Raw genomic sequence first — 17,848 nt, 5'->3', positions numbered from 1 at the left:
TTTCTAAATGGAATTAGCCAAAATAAACCCGCTTGTCCAGGCATTCTGAAAGTTAAAACCTCCGGTAATAGCGTCAATATTAACAATTTCTCCCGCAAAATAAAGATTTTCGTGAATTTTACTTTCCATGGTTTTAAAGTTGATTTCTTTTAAGTCTATTCCGCCGGCAGTAACAAATTCTTCTTTAAACGTGCTTTTTCCATTTACCTGAAATGTTGCTTTTGTGAGTTGAGAAGCTAAATTTTGCAACTGCATTTTAGATAAATCTGCCCATTTTATTTCGGCTTCAATTCCGGAAGCTAAAACCAAACTTTCCCACAAACGATTTGGGAAATCAAAAGGTGATTTTTTTGAAACGGCTTTTTTAGCTTGTTCCTGTTTTAAGTCTTTCAGAATTTTTTCTGCATCTTCGGTTTCAACATCATTTAACCAATTGACAAAAATGGTAAACTGATAATTTTTATCGAATAAAATACGTGCGCCCCAAGCCGAAAGTTTTAGGATCGCCGGGCCACTCATTCCCCAATGTGTGATTAGTAAAGGTCCGGTAGATTCTAGTTTAGTATCTTTTACATTTACGGTAACTTGTGCAGCAACTCCCGGTAATTCTTTTATACGCGAATCTTTAATATTGAAAGTAAATAGGGAAGGAACAGGGCTTACAATCGCATGACCTTGTGTTTGCAGCATTTCCCAAATTTTAGGATTACTTCCTGTGGCCAAAACTAATTTTTCTGTAGCATAATTTGTATCCTGTGTGTCAATTTTCCAATGATTTTCGGCTTTAAAAATCGATTGTACGCTTTGTCCCGTTAAAACTTTTATGCCTAATTTTCCGGTTGCTTCTAAGAAACAATCAATTATGGTCTGGGATGAATTCGAAACCGGGAACATTCTTCCGTCGTCTTCAATTTTTAATTCAACTCCATGCTTTTCGAACCATTCAATGGTATCTCCAGAACAAAACTGGTGAAAAGGTCCGCGAAGTTCTTTTTCGCCACGCGGATAAAATTTAACCAATTCATTCGGTTCAAAACAAGCGTGCGTTACGTTGCATCTTCCGCCGCCGGAAACACGAACTTTAGAAAGTACTTCTTTTCCTCTTTCTAAAATGGCAATTTTAAGTTTCGGATTTTTTTCTGCAATATTAATCGCCGTGAAAAAACCTGCAGCGCCTCCGCCAACAATAATTATGTCGAAATTTTGAATCATGTTATTTGGTTTGCCACGAATTCACGAATTATTTTTTTGACAATCTTTGAGAAAAAATTCGTGAATTCGTGGCTATTTTAAACTTTATATTTTATCAGGAAAATCAGAAATTATTCCATCTACGTTGTAACTTTTTATTCTTTGAATGTCTTCCTCTGAATCTACTGTCCAAGGCAGAACCTGAAATCCTTTTTCCTGAATTTCTTTGGTATTTTCCAGATTCAGTAAATGATAATCCGGATTAATAGCGTATGCTTTTATTGTTTCGGCGAAAGCCAAAGCGGTATCTAAATCTTCTTCTGTTAAAACTCCAATTGCAATATTCGAATTTAGATTATGGACTTCCTCTAACATATTCCATTCAAAACTTGAAATAATGAAATGCTCATAATTCCAGTTTTTATTCGAAATATATTCTTCAATTAACGCCACAACTTTACTTGCTGTTCCTATACCTTTCAACTCGATATTAATCAGACATTTTTTGTCTATTAAATCAAAAACCTCAATTAAAGTTGGAATTTCAAGCTGATCTGCAATCAAAAACGATTTTAATTCGTGCAAAGATAAAGCATTTACAAAACCTTTCCCATTCGTTGTTCTGTCGATGGTTTCGTCGTGCATTACGATTATATGTCCGTCAGAACTTAGATGAACGTCGAGTTCGATTCCGTCAGCATTTAAGTCTAGTGCTTTCTGGAAAGACTGTAATGTATTCTCTGGTTCGTATCCTTTTGCGCCGCGATGTGCTATTTTTAGCATGTGTTGGGAGTTTACTGCAAAGGTCGCAAAGTTTTATGCAAGGTTTGCAAAGATTAGATAAAAAAGTTTAGTCACAGATTTATAGGATTAAAATGATTTTGTTTCACGCAGATTTTGCAGATTTGAGCAGATTTAAATTTTAGAAATTATCTGCGTAAATCTGCTAAAATCTTTTTAAAATCTGCGTGAAATATACTCTGCGACTGTTTTCTTTTTATGCAAGCTCCAATAAAACAAGTCCAAATTCAGAATCGATAATTGCTTTTCCGTTTTGAACTTCTGTTTCTTTGCCTGAAAAGGCATCTTTTAGTTTAGTTCCGTTTTCGAAAATAGAATCTACAGGAAGTTCTTTTACTCCAACTCCAAGATCAAGTCCAATTATAACTTGATCAGAAAAATTATTTTTATTGAATTTTCGCGAAAAAACATATGGTTTTTCAGTAATCATATTATGTATTCCAGCGCCAACAGCAGGATGATTTCTTCGGAATTGACCCAGTTTTTGCCAATGCCAAAGTATTCTCTGTGTTTCAGCATTATTCTGAACATCTTCCCAATTCATGAAAGACCGTAAAGTGGCATCGCCTTCCGTGCCTTCAATTTCTAGAGAGCGACCTGTTTCATCGCCATAATAAACCTGAGAAATTCCTGGAGAAAGCAATAATTTGGTTCCTGCTTCAAAAGTTCGGTTTCGATTTCCATCAAATGGAGTAGGATCATCGTGCGACGACACATAATTTAGAACGCTAAAACCCTTTAATTCATTTTGAAGTTTCGCAGAATATTTCGAAAATATAACTTCATAATCATTTTGAGCGTCTAGTTTAAACTCAAAATTGATCATACTGTTAAACCCATTATCGAAATAATTTACTTTTCGATCTCCAAAATCATAATCCAGTCCGCCGCTAATTTCATAACCGTAAACTTCGGCAATCGTATAAAACGGATTTTGATCTAAAACTTCAAGCGGATGGTGTTTTTTCCAGGTTTCAAAAGCATAATCGCATTCGTTTCTAAAGTCGACCCAAACATCTTCATCGGTATGTTTTACAGTATCGGCTCGGTAACCGTCAATTCCGAATTCCAGAATATAATCGGTTAACCATTTTATGATGTAATATTTTGGTGTTCTAGGGTAACTTGTTCTTTTGAAAAATTCATTTAATGAGGTAATTTCTTTTTCATAACGACTTTCATTTTTCCATTTTTCGATTAAAAAAGAAGGCAATTCAACTTCCTGATCGCTTTCGGTTCTCACATCCGGAAGATTATCGACCAAAGTACACATCGTGGTGTTTTCAAACGATTTATAATCACATACAATTCCGGTTCTAACCCAGTCTTCCGGCCACATCGGATCTTCCTCTGTTACTGGTCCGGTATGGTTTATAACGCCGTCAAGTAAGATTCTGATGCCTTTTTCGTGTGCTTTTTTTACCAGATTAGCGAGATCTTCTTTGGTTCCGAAGTTAGGATCTAAAGCTGTCCAGTCTCTCGCCCAATATCCGTGAAAACCATAACTAAGTCCGGTTCCTTCGTCAACTCCGTCGTGAATTTGTTCTACAATCGGCGTAAGCCAAATAGCATTTATTCCCAATTCATCAAAATAACCTTCGTCGATTTTTTTTATAATTCCGATGATATCGCCACCTTCAAAACCACGCAGTTTTCCCGGAGTTTTGGTTCGGTTAAAGTTTAAATCGTTTGAAGGATTTCCGTTGTAAAAACGATCGGTAAGTAAAAAATATATGTTTGCTCCTTCCCAAATGAAAGGTATTTTTGAAGTATTGTCTTTATTCATTAAAACTGATTTTAAGCCAGAATATTAAAGATAAAGAAAGGAATGCATATAAATGAAAAAATCCGCCACGAATTCACGAATTATTTATCAGATATAACATAATGAATATGTTCTAATCGGTGTAGTCCCTACGGGACATTTTCTACATGTTATTTTTGTTTTTTTACCAATATATAATCTCTACGAGATATCATTTTATGGCTTTAGAATCTAAAATAAATACTCCGTTAGTAGTTAAATGTTGGTAGAAATATTGTGTATGTCGTATAATTGTCGTGTAGAAACTACACAGTTTTAAATTAAAAAAACCGCCACGAATTCACGAATTGTTGGTTTATAAAATTCGTGAATTCGTGGCGGAAATACTTTGCGGGAGACGCACTGCTGTGCGCCTCTACGATATGCGTTGTGTTAAAATCTTTGTGTATATTCCAATTCTAAAACTACCTTTACCAATATATAATCTCTACGAAATATACTTCGTTAGGGCTTAAATGTAGGCGGTATAGTTTGTTTTTTTACCAAATATATAATCTCTACGAGATATACTCCTTTAGGAGTTAAATGTTGGTAGAAATATTAGTGTATGTCATATAATTGTCCTGTAGGGACTACACAGTTTTAAATAGAAAAAACCGCCACGAATTCACGAATTGTTGGTTTATAAAATTCGTGAATTCGTGGCGGAAATACTTTGCGGGAGACGCACTGCTGTGCACCTCTGCGATATGCGTTGTGTTAAAATCTTTGATGTATTATTCCAATTCTAAAATAATCGCTGATTTTGGCTCTAAAGTAATTTCAGAAGCTAAATCGAATGACTTTCCGGTCAAAATATCTTTTCCCGATTTAAAATTTTTGGTGTTTTCCTTAAAACGATTTGTTTTAACGGTTTGCGCTGTTGCATTGTTATTAAAAACGACCATTACGGTTTTAGCATCAGTATATCTGAAATAAACATAAATGTTGTTTTCCGGAATATAATGTGTCATTTTTCCAAAATGAACGGCTTCGTTCGATTTTCTCCAAGTGAATAATTTAGAAGTAAAATCGAAAAATTTTGCTTGTTCAGCCGTTCTTCCTGCTGCGGTGAAAGCGTTGTTTTTATCGCCATTCCATCCGCCCGGGAAATCCTGACGAATATCAGCGTCGCCACCTTTGCCTTTGTCGCCGCCCATTCCAATTTCTGAACCATAATACAATTGCGGAATTCCACGAACGGTTGCCAATAAAGTCATGACCATTTTATATTTCGTAAAATCGTATTTATAAGTATGATTGATGCGATCGGTATCATGATTTTCGGCAAAAACTAAAATGCTGTTTGTATTTGGATATAAATAATCCAATGCAAAATTGTTGTAAAATTTTATCATTCCGTTATCCCAACTTGCATTATCGTCATTAAAAGCTGAACCAATTTGATCTTGCAAAGTAAAATCCATTACACTTGGCAAATTCGAATTGTAATTTTCGATTGCGCCAATTTTACTGTCTTTTTGCCAATAGGCTAAATTCGCCTGATTGTGCATCCAGATTTCTCCCACAATATTAAAATTAGGGTATTCAGTTGTAATTGCTTTTGCCCAATTTGACATTGCCGTAGCATCAGAATAATTGTAAGTGTCTACTCTAAATCCGTCAAGATTGGCAAATTCGATCCACCAAATGGCATTTTGAGTCAAGTATTTTGAAACTAATGGATTTCTCAAATTCAAATCTGGCATTGAAGGTACAAACCAGCCATCAACACAAACTTCCTGATCTGTTTTTGATGCGTGAATATCTGTAATAACTTCGCGTCTGTGATGTGTTTGTGTGTAATTTTCGAATTGATTGATCCACGATTTTGTTGGCAAATCTTTAATCATCCAATGCGTAATTCCCCAGTGATTGGTAACATAATCCATCACCAGTTTCATGTTCTTTTTGTGCATTTCTGCAGATAAACGAACGTAGTCTTCATTCGTTCCGTAACGAGAATCTATTTTATAAACATCAGATTGTCCGTAACCATGATACGAATGTTTTGCGTCATTGTCTTGGCATAAAGGCGTACTCCAAACCGTTGTTGCACCTAAAGACGAAATATAATCCAGATTTTTAATAATTCCTTCAATATCGCCGCCATGACGTCCGCCTGGTTCCTGGCGATTTGTTTTTTCGGTTAAAACGGCATCGCTGTCATTCTTCGGATTTCCGTTAGCAAACCGATCCGGCATGATTAAGTAAATCATATCCGATGCATCGTAACTTTTTCTGTCTGCAGAATTTGCTCTTCTTTCTTTGAGTGAATATTTCTGCGTAAAAGCGACTTTATTTTTGGTTTTGAAAGAAAAAACCAATTCAGAAGCTTTTAAATTTTGCGTATCAATGGTTACAAAAAGATAGTTTGGATTTTCTGTTTTCTCTACGTTTTTGATTGTAACATTGTTTGAAACTGAAGCTTCATATTGTGCGATATTTTTTCCGTAAAACATAATCTGAACTTCAGGATTTTTCATTCCGGCATACCAAAACGGTGGTTCTACTTTTTGGATTTGCGCTTTCGCGGAAGCGGAAAAAACAAGAACAAATAGAAGTATTTTATAAATAATATGGTTGGTTTGAATTTTCATATTTATAGTTTTAATTTCCTGCAAGGTTTTCAAAACCTTGTAGGTATAATGTAGTGATTTAGAATACCTACAAGGTTTTGAAAACCTTGCAGGAAGACCATAAAAATATATCAGATAAAAAAAAGACAAGCAATCTCGGGGAAAATTGCCTGTCTTTTTAGAAATTATTTAGTTTCGATTATGCTTATTGCATAACCTCCGCCCGGAGCAGATAACTGCGATAATTTTGATTTGTTTGTTACAGCAATTTTCTTGATGGTATAAGCTTGCGGGTTTGTTTTGTAATGCGCATCTTTTGCATCAGCATAAATGGTAGCGGTATATTTTTTGCCGCTTTCAAGGAAACTGAAATCGATGTTTGAGGTACGTGGAGTTTCTCCGTTTACGTTTCCTACGAACCAGTTGTTTGTTCCTTTTGCTTTACGGGCAACCGTGATAAAATCACCTGGCTCTGCCTCGATATATTTACTTTCTGACCAGTCTACAGCCACATCTTTAATGAATTGAAATGCATCCGGAAAACGGTTGTAATTCTCCGGAGTATCAGCTGCCATTTGCAATGGACTGTACATCGTAACGTATAATGCCAATTGATTACAGATTGTACTGTTTACATGTGAAGTATTTTCAGGATTCATTTTGCTGATATCCATTTCGAAAATTCCCGGAGTGTAATCCATTGGTCCGCCAATTAAACGTGTAAATGGCAAAACCGTAACGTGATTTGGTTTAGAACCTCCAAAAGCTTGATATTCTGTACCTCTTGCTGCTTCGTTTCCAATTAAGTTTGGATACGTTCTCGCAATTCCCGTTGGGCGAACCGCTTCGTGAGCGTTCACCATAATTTTATAATCGGCTGCTTTTTCAATTGCATATTGATAATGGTTTACAATCCATTGATCGTAATGATTTTCACCGCGAGGCAAAATATCTCCAACATAACCGCTTTTTACAGCATCGTATCCGTTGTCTTTCATGAATTGGTATGCTTTGTCCATATGGCGCTCGTAGTTACGAACTGAACCTGAAGTTTCATGGTGCATGATTATTTTGATTCCTTTAGATTTTGCGTATTCGTGCAAACCTTTTACATCAAAATCCGGGTAAGGCGTTACGAAATCAAAAACATAATCTTTTGAATGTCCAAACCAGTCTTCCCAGCCTTCGTTCCAGCCTTCAACTAAAACGGCGTCGAAACCATTTGCAGCAGCAAAATCAATGTATTTTTTTACGTTAGTATTATTTGCTCCGTGTGTTCCGCTTGGTTTTGCTTTAGAGAAATCAGAAACTCCCAATTGTACTGTTGGAAAATCGTTTGTGTATGACCAAGAACTTTTTCCTGTAATCATTTCCCACCAAACACCAATATATTTTACCGGTTTAATCCACGAAGTATTTTCAATTTTTGACGGATCGTTTAAGTTATACGTCATTTTTGAAGCCAGGATTTCTCTCGCGTCGTCGCTTACCATAATCGTTCTCCAAGGCGAGTGACTTGGTGCCTGCATATATCCTTTATCTCCTTTTGCATCTGGTGTTAACCAAGATTCGAAAATCATGTTTTTATCATCAAGATTTAAGTGCATACAAGAATAATTGATCAAAGCAGCTTCGTGAAGGTTGATGTAGATTCCGTCATTCGTTTTCAACATTAAAGAAGTCTGAACTCCTGTTGGAGAAAAGTTTTTTTGCGAAACGTTTGCCGTATATGCTTTTTGAGATAAACCTCTAATTTCAGACAATTTAGATTTTGTATAATCGTATTCCTGAGTGTCATAATCGCCTGGAATCCAGAAAGCGGTGTGATCTCCAGTCATGGCAAATTGAGATCTTTCTTCTTTAATTACAAAATAAGTAAGATTCTTTTGAGCTGGAAACTCATATCTAAATCCAAGTCCATCATCAAATAAACGGAAACGGATTATAATTTGCCTGTCTGTTCCTTTTTGATTTAAGGTAACAGCCAGTTCATTATAATGATTTCTAATTTGATCTACTTCTCCCCAAACTGGTTTCCAAGTCTCATCAAAAGTGGAAGTTTTTGTATCAACAACCGTAAAATCGTTCAATAAAGATTTCTTGTCATCTTTAAGTTCAAGACCTAATTTACTGGTTTTTACAACCTCTTTGTTTTTATATTTTAAATTGTAAGTTGGAGTTCCGTCGTTTTGCAGCGAAAATTCCATTACGAACTTTCCTTCGGGTGATTTTAATTGCTGTGCATTTGCAATCGAGCTAAATGCAAACAAGATTAAACTTGCGAAAAATAAGTTTTTCATGTTTTTTATTTTTAAGATATTAATCAATTTGTACAAATTTACTTGCAATTACAGGATTTCCGTTTACCATAATTGTTAAATCTTGATCGCCATCAACTGTAAAAGTTGTTTCGTCGTGATTTACAGCTACTTTCAAAATTTGATTTCTGAAATTAATTTTAAAAGAATAGCCTTTCCATTCTTTCGGGATTTTTGGAGAGAAATGTAATTGGTCATTTTTAACTCTCATTCCGCCAAAACCTTCTACAATACTCATCCATGTTCCGGCCATTGACGTGATGTGACAGCCTTCTTCAACCTCTTTGTTATAATCATCAAGATCAAGACGAGAAGTTCTTAAATAGAAGGTATACGCCATATCCATTTTATCTAAATGTGCAGCCTGAATTGAATGTACGCAAGGCGAAAGCGAACTTTCATGAACGGTAAATGATTCGTAAAACTCGAAATTTCGTTTTAATTCTTCTTTAGAAAAATGATCTTCGAAGAAGTAGAAACATTGTAAAACGTCGGCTTGTTTGATGTAAGGTGAACGTAAAACACGATCCCAAGACCATTTCTGGTTGATTGGTCTTTGTGCTTTATCTAAATCTTTTACCGGAACTAAATCTTTGTCTAAGAAACCGTCTTGCTGCAAATAAATCCCTAACTCTTTTGAAGTTGGGAAATACATATCATCGGCTACTTTTTTCCATTCCTGAATTTCATTCGCCGAAAGGCTTACTTTTTCTAAGATGCGTTTGTGGTCTGCAGGATATTCCAGAGCGACTTTTTTAATTTGTTCCGAAGCATAATCAATACACCATTTTGCAATATAATTGGTATAAAAATTATTATTGATATTGTTTTCGTATTCATTTGGACCTGTAACGCCAAGAATTACATATTGATTTTTTTCTTTAGAAAAAGAAGCTCTTTGGTGCCAAAAACGCGCAATCCCGATTAAAACTTCCAGACCTTTTTCAGGAATATAAGAGTAATCTCCGGTGAAACGGTAATAGTTATAAATCGCAAAAGCAATCGCACCGTTTCTGTGAATTTCTTCGTGTGTGATTTCCCATTCGTTGTGGCATTCTTCTCCATTCATGGTAACCATTGGATACAAAGCTGCACCATTTTTGAAACCTAAATTGTCTTTGGCATTTTCAATAGCTTTATCTAATTGATTGAAACGGTACGTCAATAAGTTTCTTGCCACTTGCTGATCTTTTGTTGCCATGTAAAACGGAATACAATATGCCTCAGTATCCCAATACGTAGATCCGCCGTATTTTTCTCCGGTGAAACCTTTTGGACCAATATTCAAACGAGAATCTTTTCCTAAATAAGTTTGGTTTAACTGAAAGATATTGAAACGAATTCCTTGTTGTGCTTTTACGTCGCCATCAATTGTAATATCTGACATTTCCCAGATTTTTGCCCAGGCATCAATTTGATTTTGAAGTAAAGCATCATATCCTAAATTAACGGCAGCTTTTATTGTTTTTTCGGCTGCAGCCAAAGTATTATCGTGGTTTAAAGAAACGGTATATCCTCCAATTTTCTGGATGGCTGAGGTTTGTCCTTTTGCAATAATAGTCCCGTAAGTGTACTGAACTTTATCTGTTGTTGAATCGATTGTTGAAGCAGAAATATGAATGTCTTCATCGTTTGCCAAAATCGTATTGTGCATAAAAGTCGTCACTTTAAAATGCGTTTTAAATGTCTGCGCCGTTACAAAAGCTTCGTTTGTTCCTTTTTTTACTTCAAGAGGTTCCCAGAATTTTTCTTCCCAGTTAGCATCTTCATTCGTAACTCCGGCGTCAACGTAAGGTTTATAAACAATTTTAGCATCTTTGTTTAAAGGGGTAATTTCGTATTTGATGATTCCGGCTTCATCCAAATCTAAAGAAAGAAAACGACGAATGTTTACGGCAATTTCGGTTCCGTTTTTTAACGTTGCTTCAAAAGAACGATTGTACCATCCTTCTTTCATATTCAATTCTCTGCGGAAATTTCTAACCTCTGTACAAGTGTTTAAATCTAGATTTTCTTCGTTGATTTCTACGTCAATTCCAATCCAGTTTGGAGCGTTTAAAACTTTGGCAAAATATTTTGGATAACCGTTTTTCCACCAGCCTACTTTAGTTTTATCGGGATAATAAATTCCGGCAATATAACTTCCCTGAAAAGTTTCCCCAGAATAAGTTTCTTCAAAATTGGCACGTTGTCCCATCGCACCGTTCCCGATACTAAAAAGACTTTCAGACGATTTTACTCTTTCTACATCAAATCCTTCTTCTATGATAGACAAATTGTCTGGTTTTATATAATCTTGATTCATTTTTCTTTTAATTAGATAATTGGGCAATTAGATTAATTAGAAAATGTGTCAATTAGATAATTAGATAATTACTTGTTGTTGACGATTCTAATTTTGATTTTTTCTTTAATTGCTTGTTTGTACTATTTTACTTTTTTAATTAGTTGATTTATATTTTCAAACCAATTTAGATAAGAGTCAATTATATAATTAGAAAATTCACGTTTGGAAAATTATCTAATTATATAATTGGCACATTCTCTAATTGATAAGTTTCTCAATAAACGCGGTGTCTATTTCTGTGAAATCTTTAAAAATATAATCAGCTTCATGTAAAATTGTTTCCTCACCAATTCCTACACTTACCATTTCTCCTATGTTTGCCGCTTGGATTCCGGCAACTGAATCTTCGAATACAATTGAATCTTTTGGGTCAATTTTTAGTAATTGAGCCGCTTTTAAAAAAACTTCAGGATCCGGTTTTGCATTGGTAACGTCATTTCCGTCAACAATAACATCGAAATACGAAAGGATTCCTGTTTTTTCAAGGATTGGTCGGGCATTTTTACTCGCAGAACCCAACGCAATTCCTTGGTTTTTTTCTTTTAATAGCTGTAGAGTTTTAAAAACTCCCGGAAGAATCTCGCTTTCGTCCATGTCAACTAAATAAGATAAGTAATCTTCATTTTTTTGAATTAACCATTTGTCTTTGTCTTCCTGCGAAGCCTGAACATTCCCTAATTCAAGAATTATATCTAACGAGCGCACGCGGCTTACTCCTTTAAGTAATTCGTTGTTTTCGTGTGTAAAATTTATGTTTAATGCCTGAGCGATTTTCTGCCAGGCTAAAAAGTGGTATTTAGCGGTATCAACGATCACTCCATCAAGATCGAAGATGAATGCTTTTTTATTATTCATGAATTTCAATTTTAGTTCTGCTATTTACTCTAAGTGTTAATAATCCGGCAAATATCATGGATACACCTCCAATAATTAAAGCGTAAATAGGTTCGTTGTGAAAGAATTGTTTGATTACAAATCCTAATATTGTTGCGGCTACAATTTGTGGTATTACGACAAAAAAGTTGAAAACTCCCATATAATATCCCATTTTTGCTGCTGGTAAAGCGCCAGATAACATGGCATAAGGCATAGATAAAATACTTGCCCACGCTATACCAATTCCCAACATTGGCAGAATTAGCATTTGTTTATCACCAATAAAATAAATCGAAATTAAACCAACACCTCCAGCGCATAATGCTAATAAATGTGTTGCTCTAACGCCTACTTTTTTTGCAATAATGGGTAACAAAAAGGCAACTGCAGCAGCGATTCCGTTATAAACGGTGAATAAAACAGAAACCCAGTCGGCAGCGTCATTATAGACTTTAGAAGTTGTATCTGTTGTACCAAAAATATGTTGTGTAACGGCTTGCGTCGTATAAATCCACATAGAGAAAAGCGCAAACCAGGAGAAAAACTGAACCCAAGCCAATTTTTTCATTGTAGTTGGCATATTCAATAAATCGGTCATGATTATGGTGAAACCGTTGTGAACTTTAGAATTTCGTAATTGTGATGCAATGATGAACAAAACGCCCATGAAAATCAAACCAACAAATAGGATATATAATTCTTTTGCCAGATTATTTTCGAAAATCAAAAAGGAAACTAATGCACCAACGATGGTTAATAATAATCCTATAGACAATTGTCTTTTGATATTGCTTTTTGATTCTGTTTCGGGATTTATGATCTGATTTTCTTTGTCTTTTTTGCTTTGGGCTTCAAAAGCGTGCAATTCTTCCGGAGTATATTCTGTTGTTTTAAAAACGGTCCACAGTACAGAAAGCAGAAAAACGATTCCGCCAATATAAAACGACCATTTTACTGAATCTGGAATAATTCCTTCGGGCGCGGTATTGCTTACGCCAAATACATTTGTAAAAAGATAAGGTAAAACCGAACCAACAACAGCTCCGGTTCCGATGAAAAAACTTTGCATGGCAAAACCTAAAGTGCGTTGTTTTTCGGGTAAATTATCACCAACAAAAGCACGAAAAGGTTCCATAGAAACATTTATCGAAGCATCCATAATCCATAAAGTTCCTGCGGCTATCCATAAAGTAGGAGAGTTGGGCATGATGAATAATGCGATTGAAGATAAAACGGCTCCAATTAAAAAATAGGGGCGACGTCTGCCTAAACAAGTCCAGGTTCTATCACTAAAATAACCAATTACGGGCTGAATAATTAATCCTGAAACGGGAGCAGCAATCCATAAAATCGGAATTTCGTCAATTTTAGCACCGAGGGTTTCAAAAATTCTTGAAGTATTTGCGTTTTGCAGTGCAAAACCAAACTGTATTCCCAAGAAACCGAAACTCATGTTCCAAATTTCCCAGAAACTTAATTTACGCTTTTCCATTATCGTAATTAAAAAATTAATTAGACGATAAGCGCTTTGCTTATCAAAACTTACTTATTGTTTCGAAGTAAAAGTAAAAGCTTTGAGTGGGCGTAAAAGTATTAATTATTTTTTTAATTCAAATCATAAAAAAGCCATAAATAACATTTATGACTTTAGAATATGTTGATTTTAAGAATTTTAGTCAGTAGATTCTCGTTGTATTAAATGAGTTTCGATAACTTCGGTGGTATAATTTTCATTTTCTTCATCATCATCTTCGTGTCCGGCTTCGAGTCTTTCTATCAACATTTTAGCGGCTTTATTTCCCATTTTTTCACCACTTTGGCTTACGGTTGTAATGCTTGGTGTTGAGTATTTCGAGATAATTCCATCAGTAAACGCAATTACAGCAAGATCCTCAGGAACTTTAAGTCCCATTTTGTTGGCAGTTTTGATAATTGTTACGGCAAAAAGCTCATTTACAGCAAAAACAGCATCAAAAGCCCTGTCGTGTAAAAGTTGACTAATCGTGATTTCGCAGGTCTCTACATCTTCAATTTTTATAATCAAATCTTCGTTAAAAGGTAATCCGTTGTCTAAAAGTGCTTTTTCGTAACCGTCAGTTCTTAGTTTTCCAACGCTTACATAATCAACAGTTGTTACCAGAGCGATCTTTTTTCGGCCATTATCAATCAAACTCTGAACGGCTTCATAAGCGGCTGCTTTATCATCAATAATTACTTTATCGCATAAAATATCATTGGTTACCCGATCGAACATTACAACGGGCATTCCCTGATTGATAACTTCTGTAATATGGTGAAAATCACCTTTATATTGGGTTTCTTTAGAAAGAGACATGATAAAACCATCGATACTTCCGTTGGCTAGCATTTCCATATTTAGGACTTCTTTATCAAAAGAATCATCAGATAAACAAATAACAACGCTATATCCATTTTCATTGGCGACTTGTTCGATTCCGTTAATTACAGTAGAGAAAAAATAATGTACAATTTCCGGAATAATAATACCAATACTTTTGGTTTTTCGATTTTTTAGACTAAGGGCAATATTGTTGGGTTTATAGTTGTAAAACTTTGCAAAAGCCTGCACTTTTAAACGTGTTTCTTCCCCTATTTCTAAGCTGTTTCTGAGTGATTTTGAGACAGTTGAAATAGACACGTCAAGTTCCTTTGCAATCTGTTTTAAAGTTATTTTGCGTTTCATAATGATTATTTGAAAAAAATCTAATTGTTAATAAAGGTATCTTATATTTTTAGAATTGACAATTTTTGACTTAAAAGATTACAAAATATAGAAAGTTTTCAACACTACCACGTTTTCGTAACTCAATAAAAATTGTAGCTGGTTGGTCGTGTTAATAAATTCCTAATTTTGAAATTCGAAGTAAAATTAAAAACTTAACTAACAATCAAAAACTCAAACTAATTTAAACAAAAAGTATGAAAACAATTTACAAAAAGTTGTTATTTTTATTCCTATTGTTGCCATTTACTGTGTTAGCTCAAAACACATTAAGTGGGACTGTTGTCGATAAAACAACAGGTCAGCCAATACCGGGAGTAAACGTAAATGTACAGGGTGCTCCAAACGGAACATCAACCGGATTTGATGGTAATTACCAACTATCGAATGTTAAAAATGGTAACAAAATTGTTGTATCTTTTATTGGATACAAAACAGAAACTATTGATTACAGCGGACAAAAAACACTCAACGTTTCTTTAGAGGAAGATAACAATCAACTTAAAGAAGTTGTGGTTCAGGTAGGTTATGGTACTGTTAAGAAAAAAGACGCAACTGGATCTGTATCACAAATTTCTGCTAAAGAATTTAATAAAGGTATTAACGTAACTCCTGAAAGTTTAATCAGCGGACGTATCTCTGGTGTAAACGTTACTGGAGGTGGAGCACCGGGAGCAAAAGCCGATATTAGAATTCGTGGAGGATCTTCTTTAAATGCTTCTAATGAGCCTTTAATTGTATTAGACGGACTTCCGTTAAGTAATGCGGTTCCAAGTGGTGCAACAAGTATTTTATCTACTATTGACCCTAATGATATTGAATCTTTTACAGTTTTAAAAGATGCATCTGCAGCTGCAATTTATGGTTCACGTGCTGCAAATGGTGTAATTGTTATTACGACTAAAAAAGGAGCAAAAGGAGCTTTGAAAGTAAATTTCAGTTCTCAGGTTGGTATCAATACGGTTGCAAATACTGTAGATGTAATGAGTGCAGACCAATTTCGTGAGTTAGTAAACACGAAAGGTACTCCTGCTCAACAAGCTTTATTGGGAACTGCGAATACAAACTGGCAGGATGAAATTTTTCATACAGCGTTAACAACAAACAACAATATTTCTGTAAGTGGTGCTTTATTTGATAAATTACCAGTGCGTTTATCTGTTGGAAATGTTGATAATCCTGGGATCCTAAGAAACACTTCTTTTGAAAGAACTACGACATCGTTATCGTTAAATCCTGTATTGTTCGATAATCACTTGAAAATTGACATTAGCGGAAATTTATCTTTTGGTAAAAATCAATTTCAGGACGAAGGTGCTGTTATCGGAAGTGCAATTGGATTTGATCCAACGCAACCGGTTTATCAGGCAGGTTCTCGTTACGGAGGTTACTACGAATGGTTAGAGCCTACAGGAAATTTACCATTATTACCGGCAAGAAATCCTGTAGCAAGATTGAACCAGGATGAAAGAAGAGCTACATCTACCAGAAAATGGGGAAATGTGAGATTAGATTATAAACTTCACTTCTTTGAAGATTTAAGAGCAGTTGTAGAAGCTGGTATTGACAGATTTGACAGTAGCGGATATACAGAGGTTAGTACGCAAAGTGCTTTAGGATATCAGCCAAAACCATTTACTGATCCGGGTTATGTAAACTTAGGTAACTACAATAATTATACTGATGCGCTTCAAAATAAAAACTTAAATGCTTATTTTAACTATACTAAAGATTTAGGAAAACTTAAAATTGATGCAACAGCTGGTTATAACTATCAATTGTTTCAAAAAGAAAAATATTCTTCTGGTGAGCTTAGACAACCAAATCCTAATGAAGATGTTGCTACAGATCCGGACGTTAACTTACAATCGTTCTTCGGACGTTTGAATTTAGGATTTGACAGTAGATATTTATTGACTTTAAACTACAGAAGAGACGGTACTTCTCGTTTCTCTGAAGATAACAGATGGGGTAATTTTGGAGGTGCTGCTTTTGCATGGAACTTATCTGAAGAAGCATTCTTGAAAGATAACCGTACAATCTCAACTTTAAAATTAAGAGTAGGTTACGGTACAACCGGGCAACAGGATATCACTTCTCAATACGATTATTTACGTAGAGTAACTTTAGGAACTATCAATTCTCAGTATATTTTTGGTAATACGGTTTATTCAACTGCAAGACCAGAAGGTTACAACGAAAATATCAAATGGGAAGAATTAGCTGAAACTAACGTAGGTATTGACTACGGATTTTTCAACAACAGAATTACAGGAACGATTAACTATTTTGATAAAAAATCAACTGATTTATTAGCAGATATTGCTGTTCCTGATGGTGCAAATTTAAGAAATCAAGGTTTCTTTAATATTGGTAGTGTAAATACAAGAGGGGTTGAGTTTAGTATTGCTTCTGATATTGTTAAAAATAATAACTTAACATGGAATGTAGCTTTTAATGCGACTTACATCGATCAGAAAATTAACGAATTAGGAATTACGGTTCCTGGTTTCCAAGGGTATTTATCAGGAGATAATATTGCTGGAGGAAATGGAAATAAAATTGAGATAAACTCAGTAGGATATACACCAAATTCATTCTTTGTATACGAACAATTGTATGATGCAAACAAAAGACCAATTGCCGGAGCATATGCGGATAGAAACGGAGATGGAAAAATTGATGCAGGAGATCGTTACAGATACCATAAACCAGCACCAGATTACACTTTTGGTTTGTTCTCGACTTTGAACTACAAAAAGTTTGATTTTACAATGAACTGGAGAGCAAGTTTAGGAAACTATATTTTTGATAACGTAAGTTCTAACTTAGGATATTCGGATGCAGGTTTAAGAAGACAAACGGATTTATCTAACGTAAGTTCAGATTATTATAATACTGGTTTTACATATGAAGATAATGGTACACAACGTTATTTGTCTGATTATTTTATAAAAGATGCTTCTTTTATCAAGTTAGATAACGTTACGCTTGGTTACACTTTTGATAAAACAATATTAAAAGCGGCGTCTTTGAGATTTACAGCAGGAGTTCAAAATGTATTTGTACTTACTAAATATGGTGGTTTAGATCCGGAAAAATTCAACGGAATTGATAATAATGTTTACCCAAGAGCTAGAACTTTCTTATTTGGAGTGAATGCTAATTTCTAATAGTAAACTGAAATCA

Annotated in this window: 10 protein-coding genes; 1 reads left to right on the top strand and 9 read right to left on the bottom strand. The window is 34.9% G+C overall.

The window, feature by feature from the left end; translation table 11 throughout:
• Positions 1–3: 3 nt before the first annotated feature.
• From ACZ0AH_RS21410 to ACZ0AH_RS21370, 9 genes are all read right to left on the bottom strand, one after another.
• Positions 4–1,212 (bottom strand): BaiN/RdsA family NAD(P)/FAD-dependent oxidoreductase, encoded by a 1,209-nt coding sequence (locus ACZ0AH_RS21410; RefSeq protein ID WP_463477770.1) that lies wholly within the window; start codon positions 1,210–1,212, stop codon positions 4–6.
• Positions 1,213–1,296: 84 nt separating this feature from the next.
• Entirely contained in the window at positions 1,297–1,974 is a 678-nt protein-coding gene (locus tag ACZ0AH_RS21405) for a glycerophosphodiester phosphodiesterase (protein WP_463477769.1), read from the bottom strand.
• Positions 1,975–2,188: 214 nt separating this feature from the next.
• Positions 2,189–3,778, bottom strand: a complete 1,590-nt coding sequence (locus ACZ0AH_RS21400) for an alpha-amylase family glycosyl hydrolase (protein WP_463477768.1) — start codon at positions 3,776–3,778, stop codon at positions 2,189–2,191.
• A gap of 755 nt (positions 3,779–4,533) precedes the next feature.
• Positions 4,534–6,396, bottom strand: a complete 1,863-nt coding sequence (locus tag ACZ0AH_RS21395; protein ID WP_463477767.1) for a glycoside hydrolase family 13 protein — start codon at positions 6,394–6,396, stop codon at positions 4,534–4,536.
• Between the two features lie 164 nt (positions 6,397–6,560).
• Complete coding sequence (locus ACZ0AH_RS21390) at positions 6,561–8,675, bottom strand: glycoside hydrolase family 97 protein (RefSeq protein ID WP_463477766.1); 2,115 nt, start codon at positions 8,673–8,675, stop codon at positions 6,561–6,563.
• Between the two features lie 19 nt (positions 8,676–8,694).
• Positions 8,695–10,998 (bottom strand): glycoside hydrolase family 65 protein, encoded by a 2,304-nt coding sequence (locus ACZ0AH_RS21385; RefSeq protein ID WP_463477765.1) that lies wholly within the window; start codon positions 10,996–10,998, stop codon positions 8,695–8,697.
• Positions 10,999–11,238: 240 nt separating this feature from the next.
• The gene (gene pgmB, locus ACZ0AH_RS21380) at positions 11,239–11,895 is read right to left on the bottom strand and encodes a beta-phosphoglucomutase (protein WP_463477764.1); all 657 of its coding nucleotides are present in this window, start codon (positions 11,893–11,895) and stop codon (positions 11,239–11,241) included.
• Positions 11,888–13,408 carry an MFS transporter gene (locus ACZ0AH_RS21375; protein WP_463477763.1) on the bottom strand — a complete coding sequence of 507 codons (1,521 nt, stop codon included), beginning with the start codon at positions 13,406–13,408 and terminating at the stop codon, positions 11,888–11,890. The genes pgmB and ACZ0AH_RS21375 overlap by 8 nt, the downstream gene beginning before the upstream one ends.
• 180 nt (positions 13,409–13,588) lie before the next feature.
• The gene (locus ACZ0AH_RS21370; protein WP_463477762.1) at positions 13,589–14,620 is read right to left on the bottom strand and encodes a LacI family DNA-binding transcriptional regulator; all 1,032 of its coding nucleotides are present in this window, start codon (positions 14,618–14,620) and stop codon (positions 13,589–13,591) included.
• 236 nt (positions 14,621–14,856) lie between these two features.
• Here ACZ0AH_RS21370 and ACZ0AH_RS21365 point away from each other — a divergent pair, with 236 nt between their 5' ends.
• On the top strand, positions 14,857–17,832 hold the full coding sequence (locus ACZ0AH_RS21365) for a SusC/RagA family TonB-linked outer membrane protein (RefSeq protein WP_463477761.1): 2,976 nt from the start codon (positions 14,857–14,859) through the stop codon (positions 17,830–17,832).
• Positions 17,833–17,848: the final 16 nt, after the last annotated feature.

The sequence above is a fragment of the Flavobacterium sp. AC105 genome (assembly GCF_979258495.1).
This window is presented reverse-complemented; position numbering and strand designations above follow the sequence as displayed.

What these genes read in the sequence shown, in the direction of transcription:
- ACZ0AH_RS21410 (WP_463477770.1), bottom strand. Translation starts at nt 1,212, where the DNA reads ATGATTCAAAATTTCGACATAATTATTGTTGGCGGAGGCGCTGCAGGT.
- ACZ0AH_RS21365 (WP_463477761.1), top strand. Translation starts at nt 14,857, where the DNA reads ATGAAAACAATTTACAAAAAGTTGTTATTTTTATTCCTATTGTTGCCA.
- ACZ0AH_RS21385 (WP_463477765.1), bottom strand. Translation starts at nt 10,998, where the DNA reads ATGAATCAAGATTATATAAAACCAGACAATTTGTCTATCATAGAAGAA.
- ACZ0AH_RS21370 (WP_463477762.1), bottom strand. Translation starts at nt 14,620, where the DNA reads ATGAAACGCAAAATAACTTTAAAACAGATTGCAAAGGAACTTGACGTG.
- ACZ0AH_RS21400 (WP_463477768.1), bottom strand. Translation starts at nt 3,778, where the DNA reads ATGAATAAAGACAATACTTCAAAAATACCTTTCATTTGGGAAGGAGCA.
- ACZ0AH_RS21395 (WP_463477767.1), bottom strand. Translation starts at nt 6,396, where the DNA reads ATGAAAATTCAAACCAACCATATTATTTATAAAATACTTCTATTTGTT.
- ACZ0AH_RS21405 (WP_463477769.1), bottom strand. Translation starts at nt 1,974, where the DNA reads ATGCTAAAAATAGCACATCGCGGCGCAAAAGGATACGAACCAGAGAAT.
- ACZ0AH_RS21375 (WP_463477763.1), bottom strand. Translation starts at nt 13,408, where the DNA reads ATGGAAAAGCGTAAATTAAGTTTCTGGGAAATTTGGAACATGAGTTTC.
- pgmB (WP_463477764.1), bottom strand. Translation starts at nt 11,895, where the DNA reads ATGAATAATAAAAAAGCATTCATCTTCGATCTTGATGGAGTGATCGTT.
- ACZ0AH_RS21390 (WP_463477766.1), bottom strand. Translation starts at nt 8,675, where the DNA reads ATGAAAAACTTATTTTTCGCAAGTTTAATCTTGTTTGCATTTAGCTCG.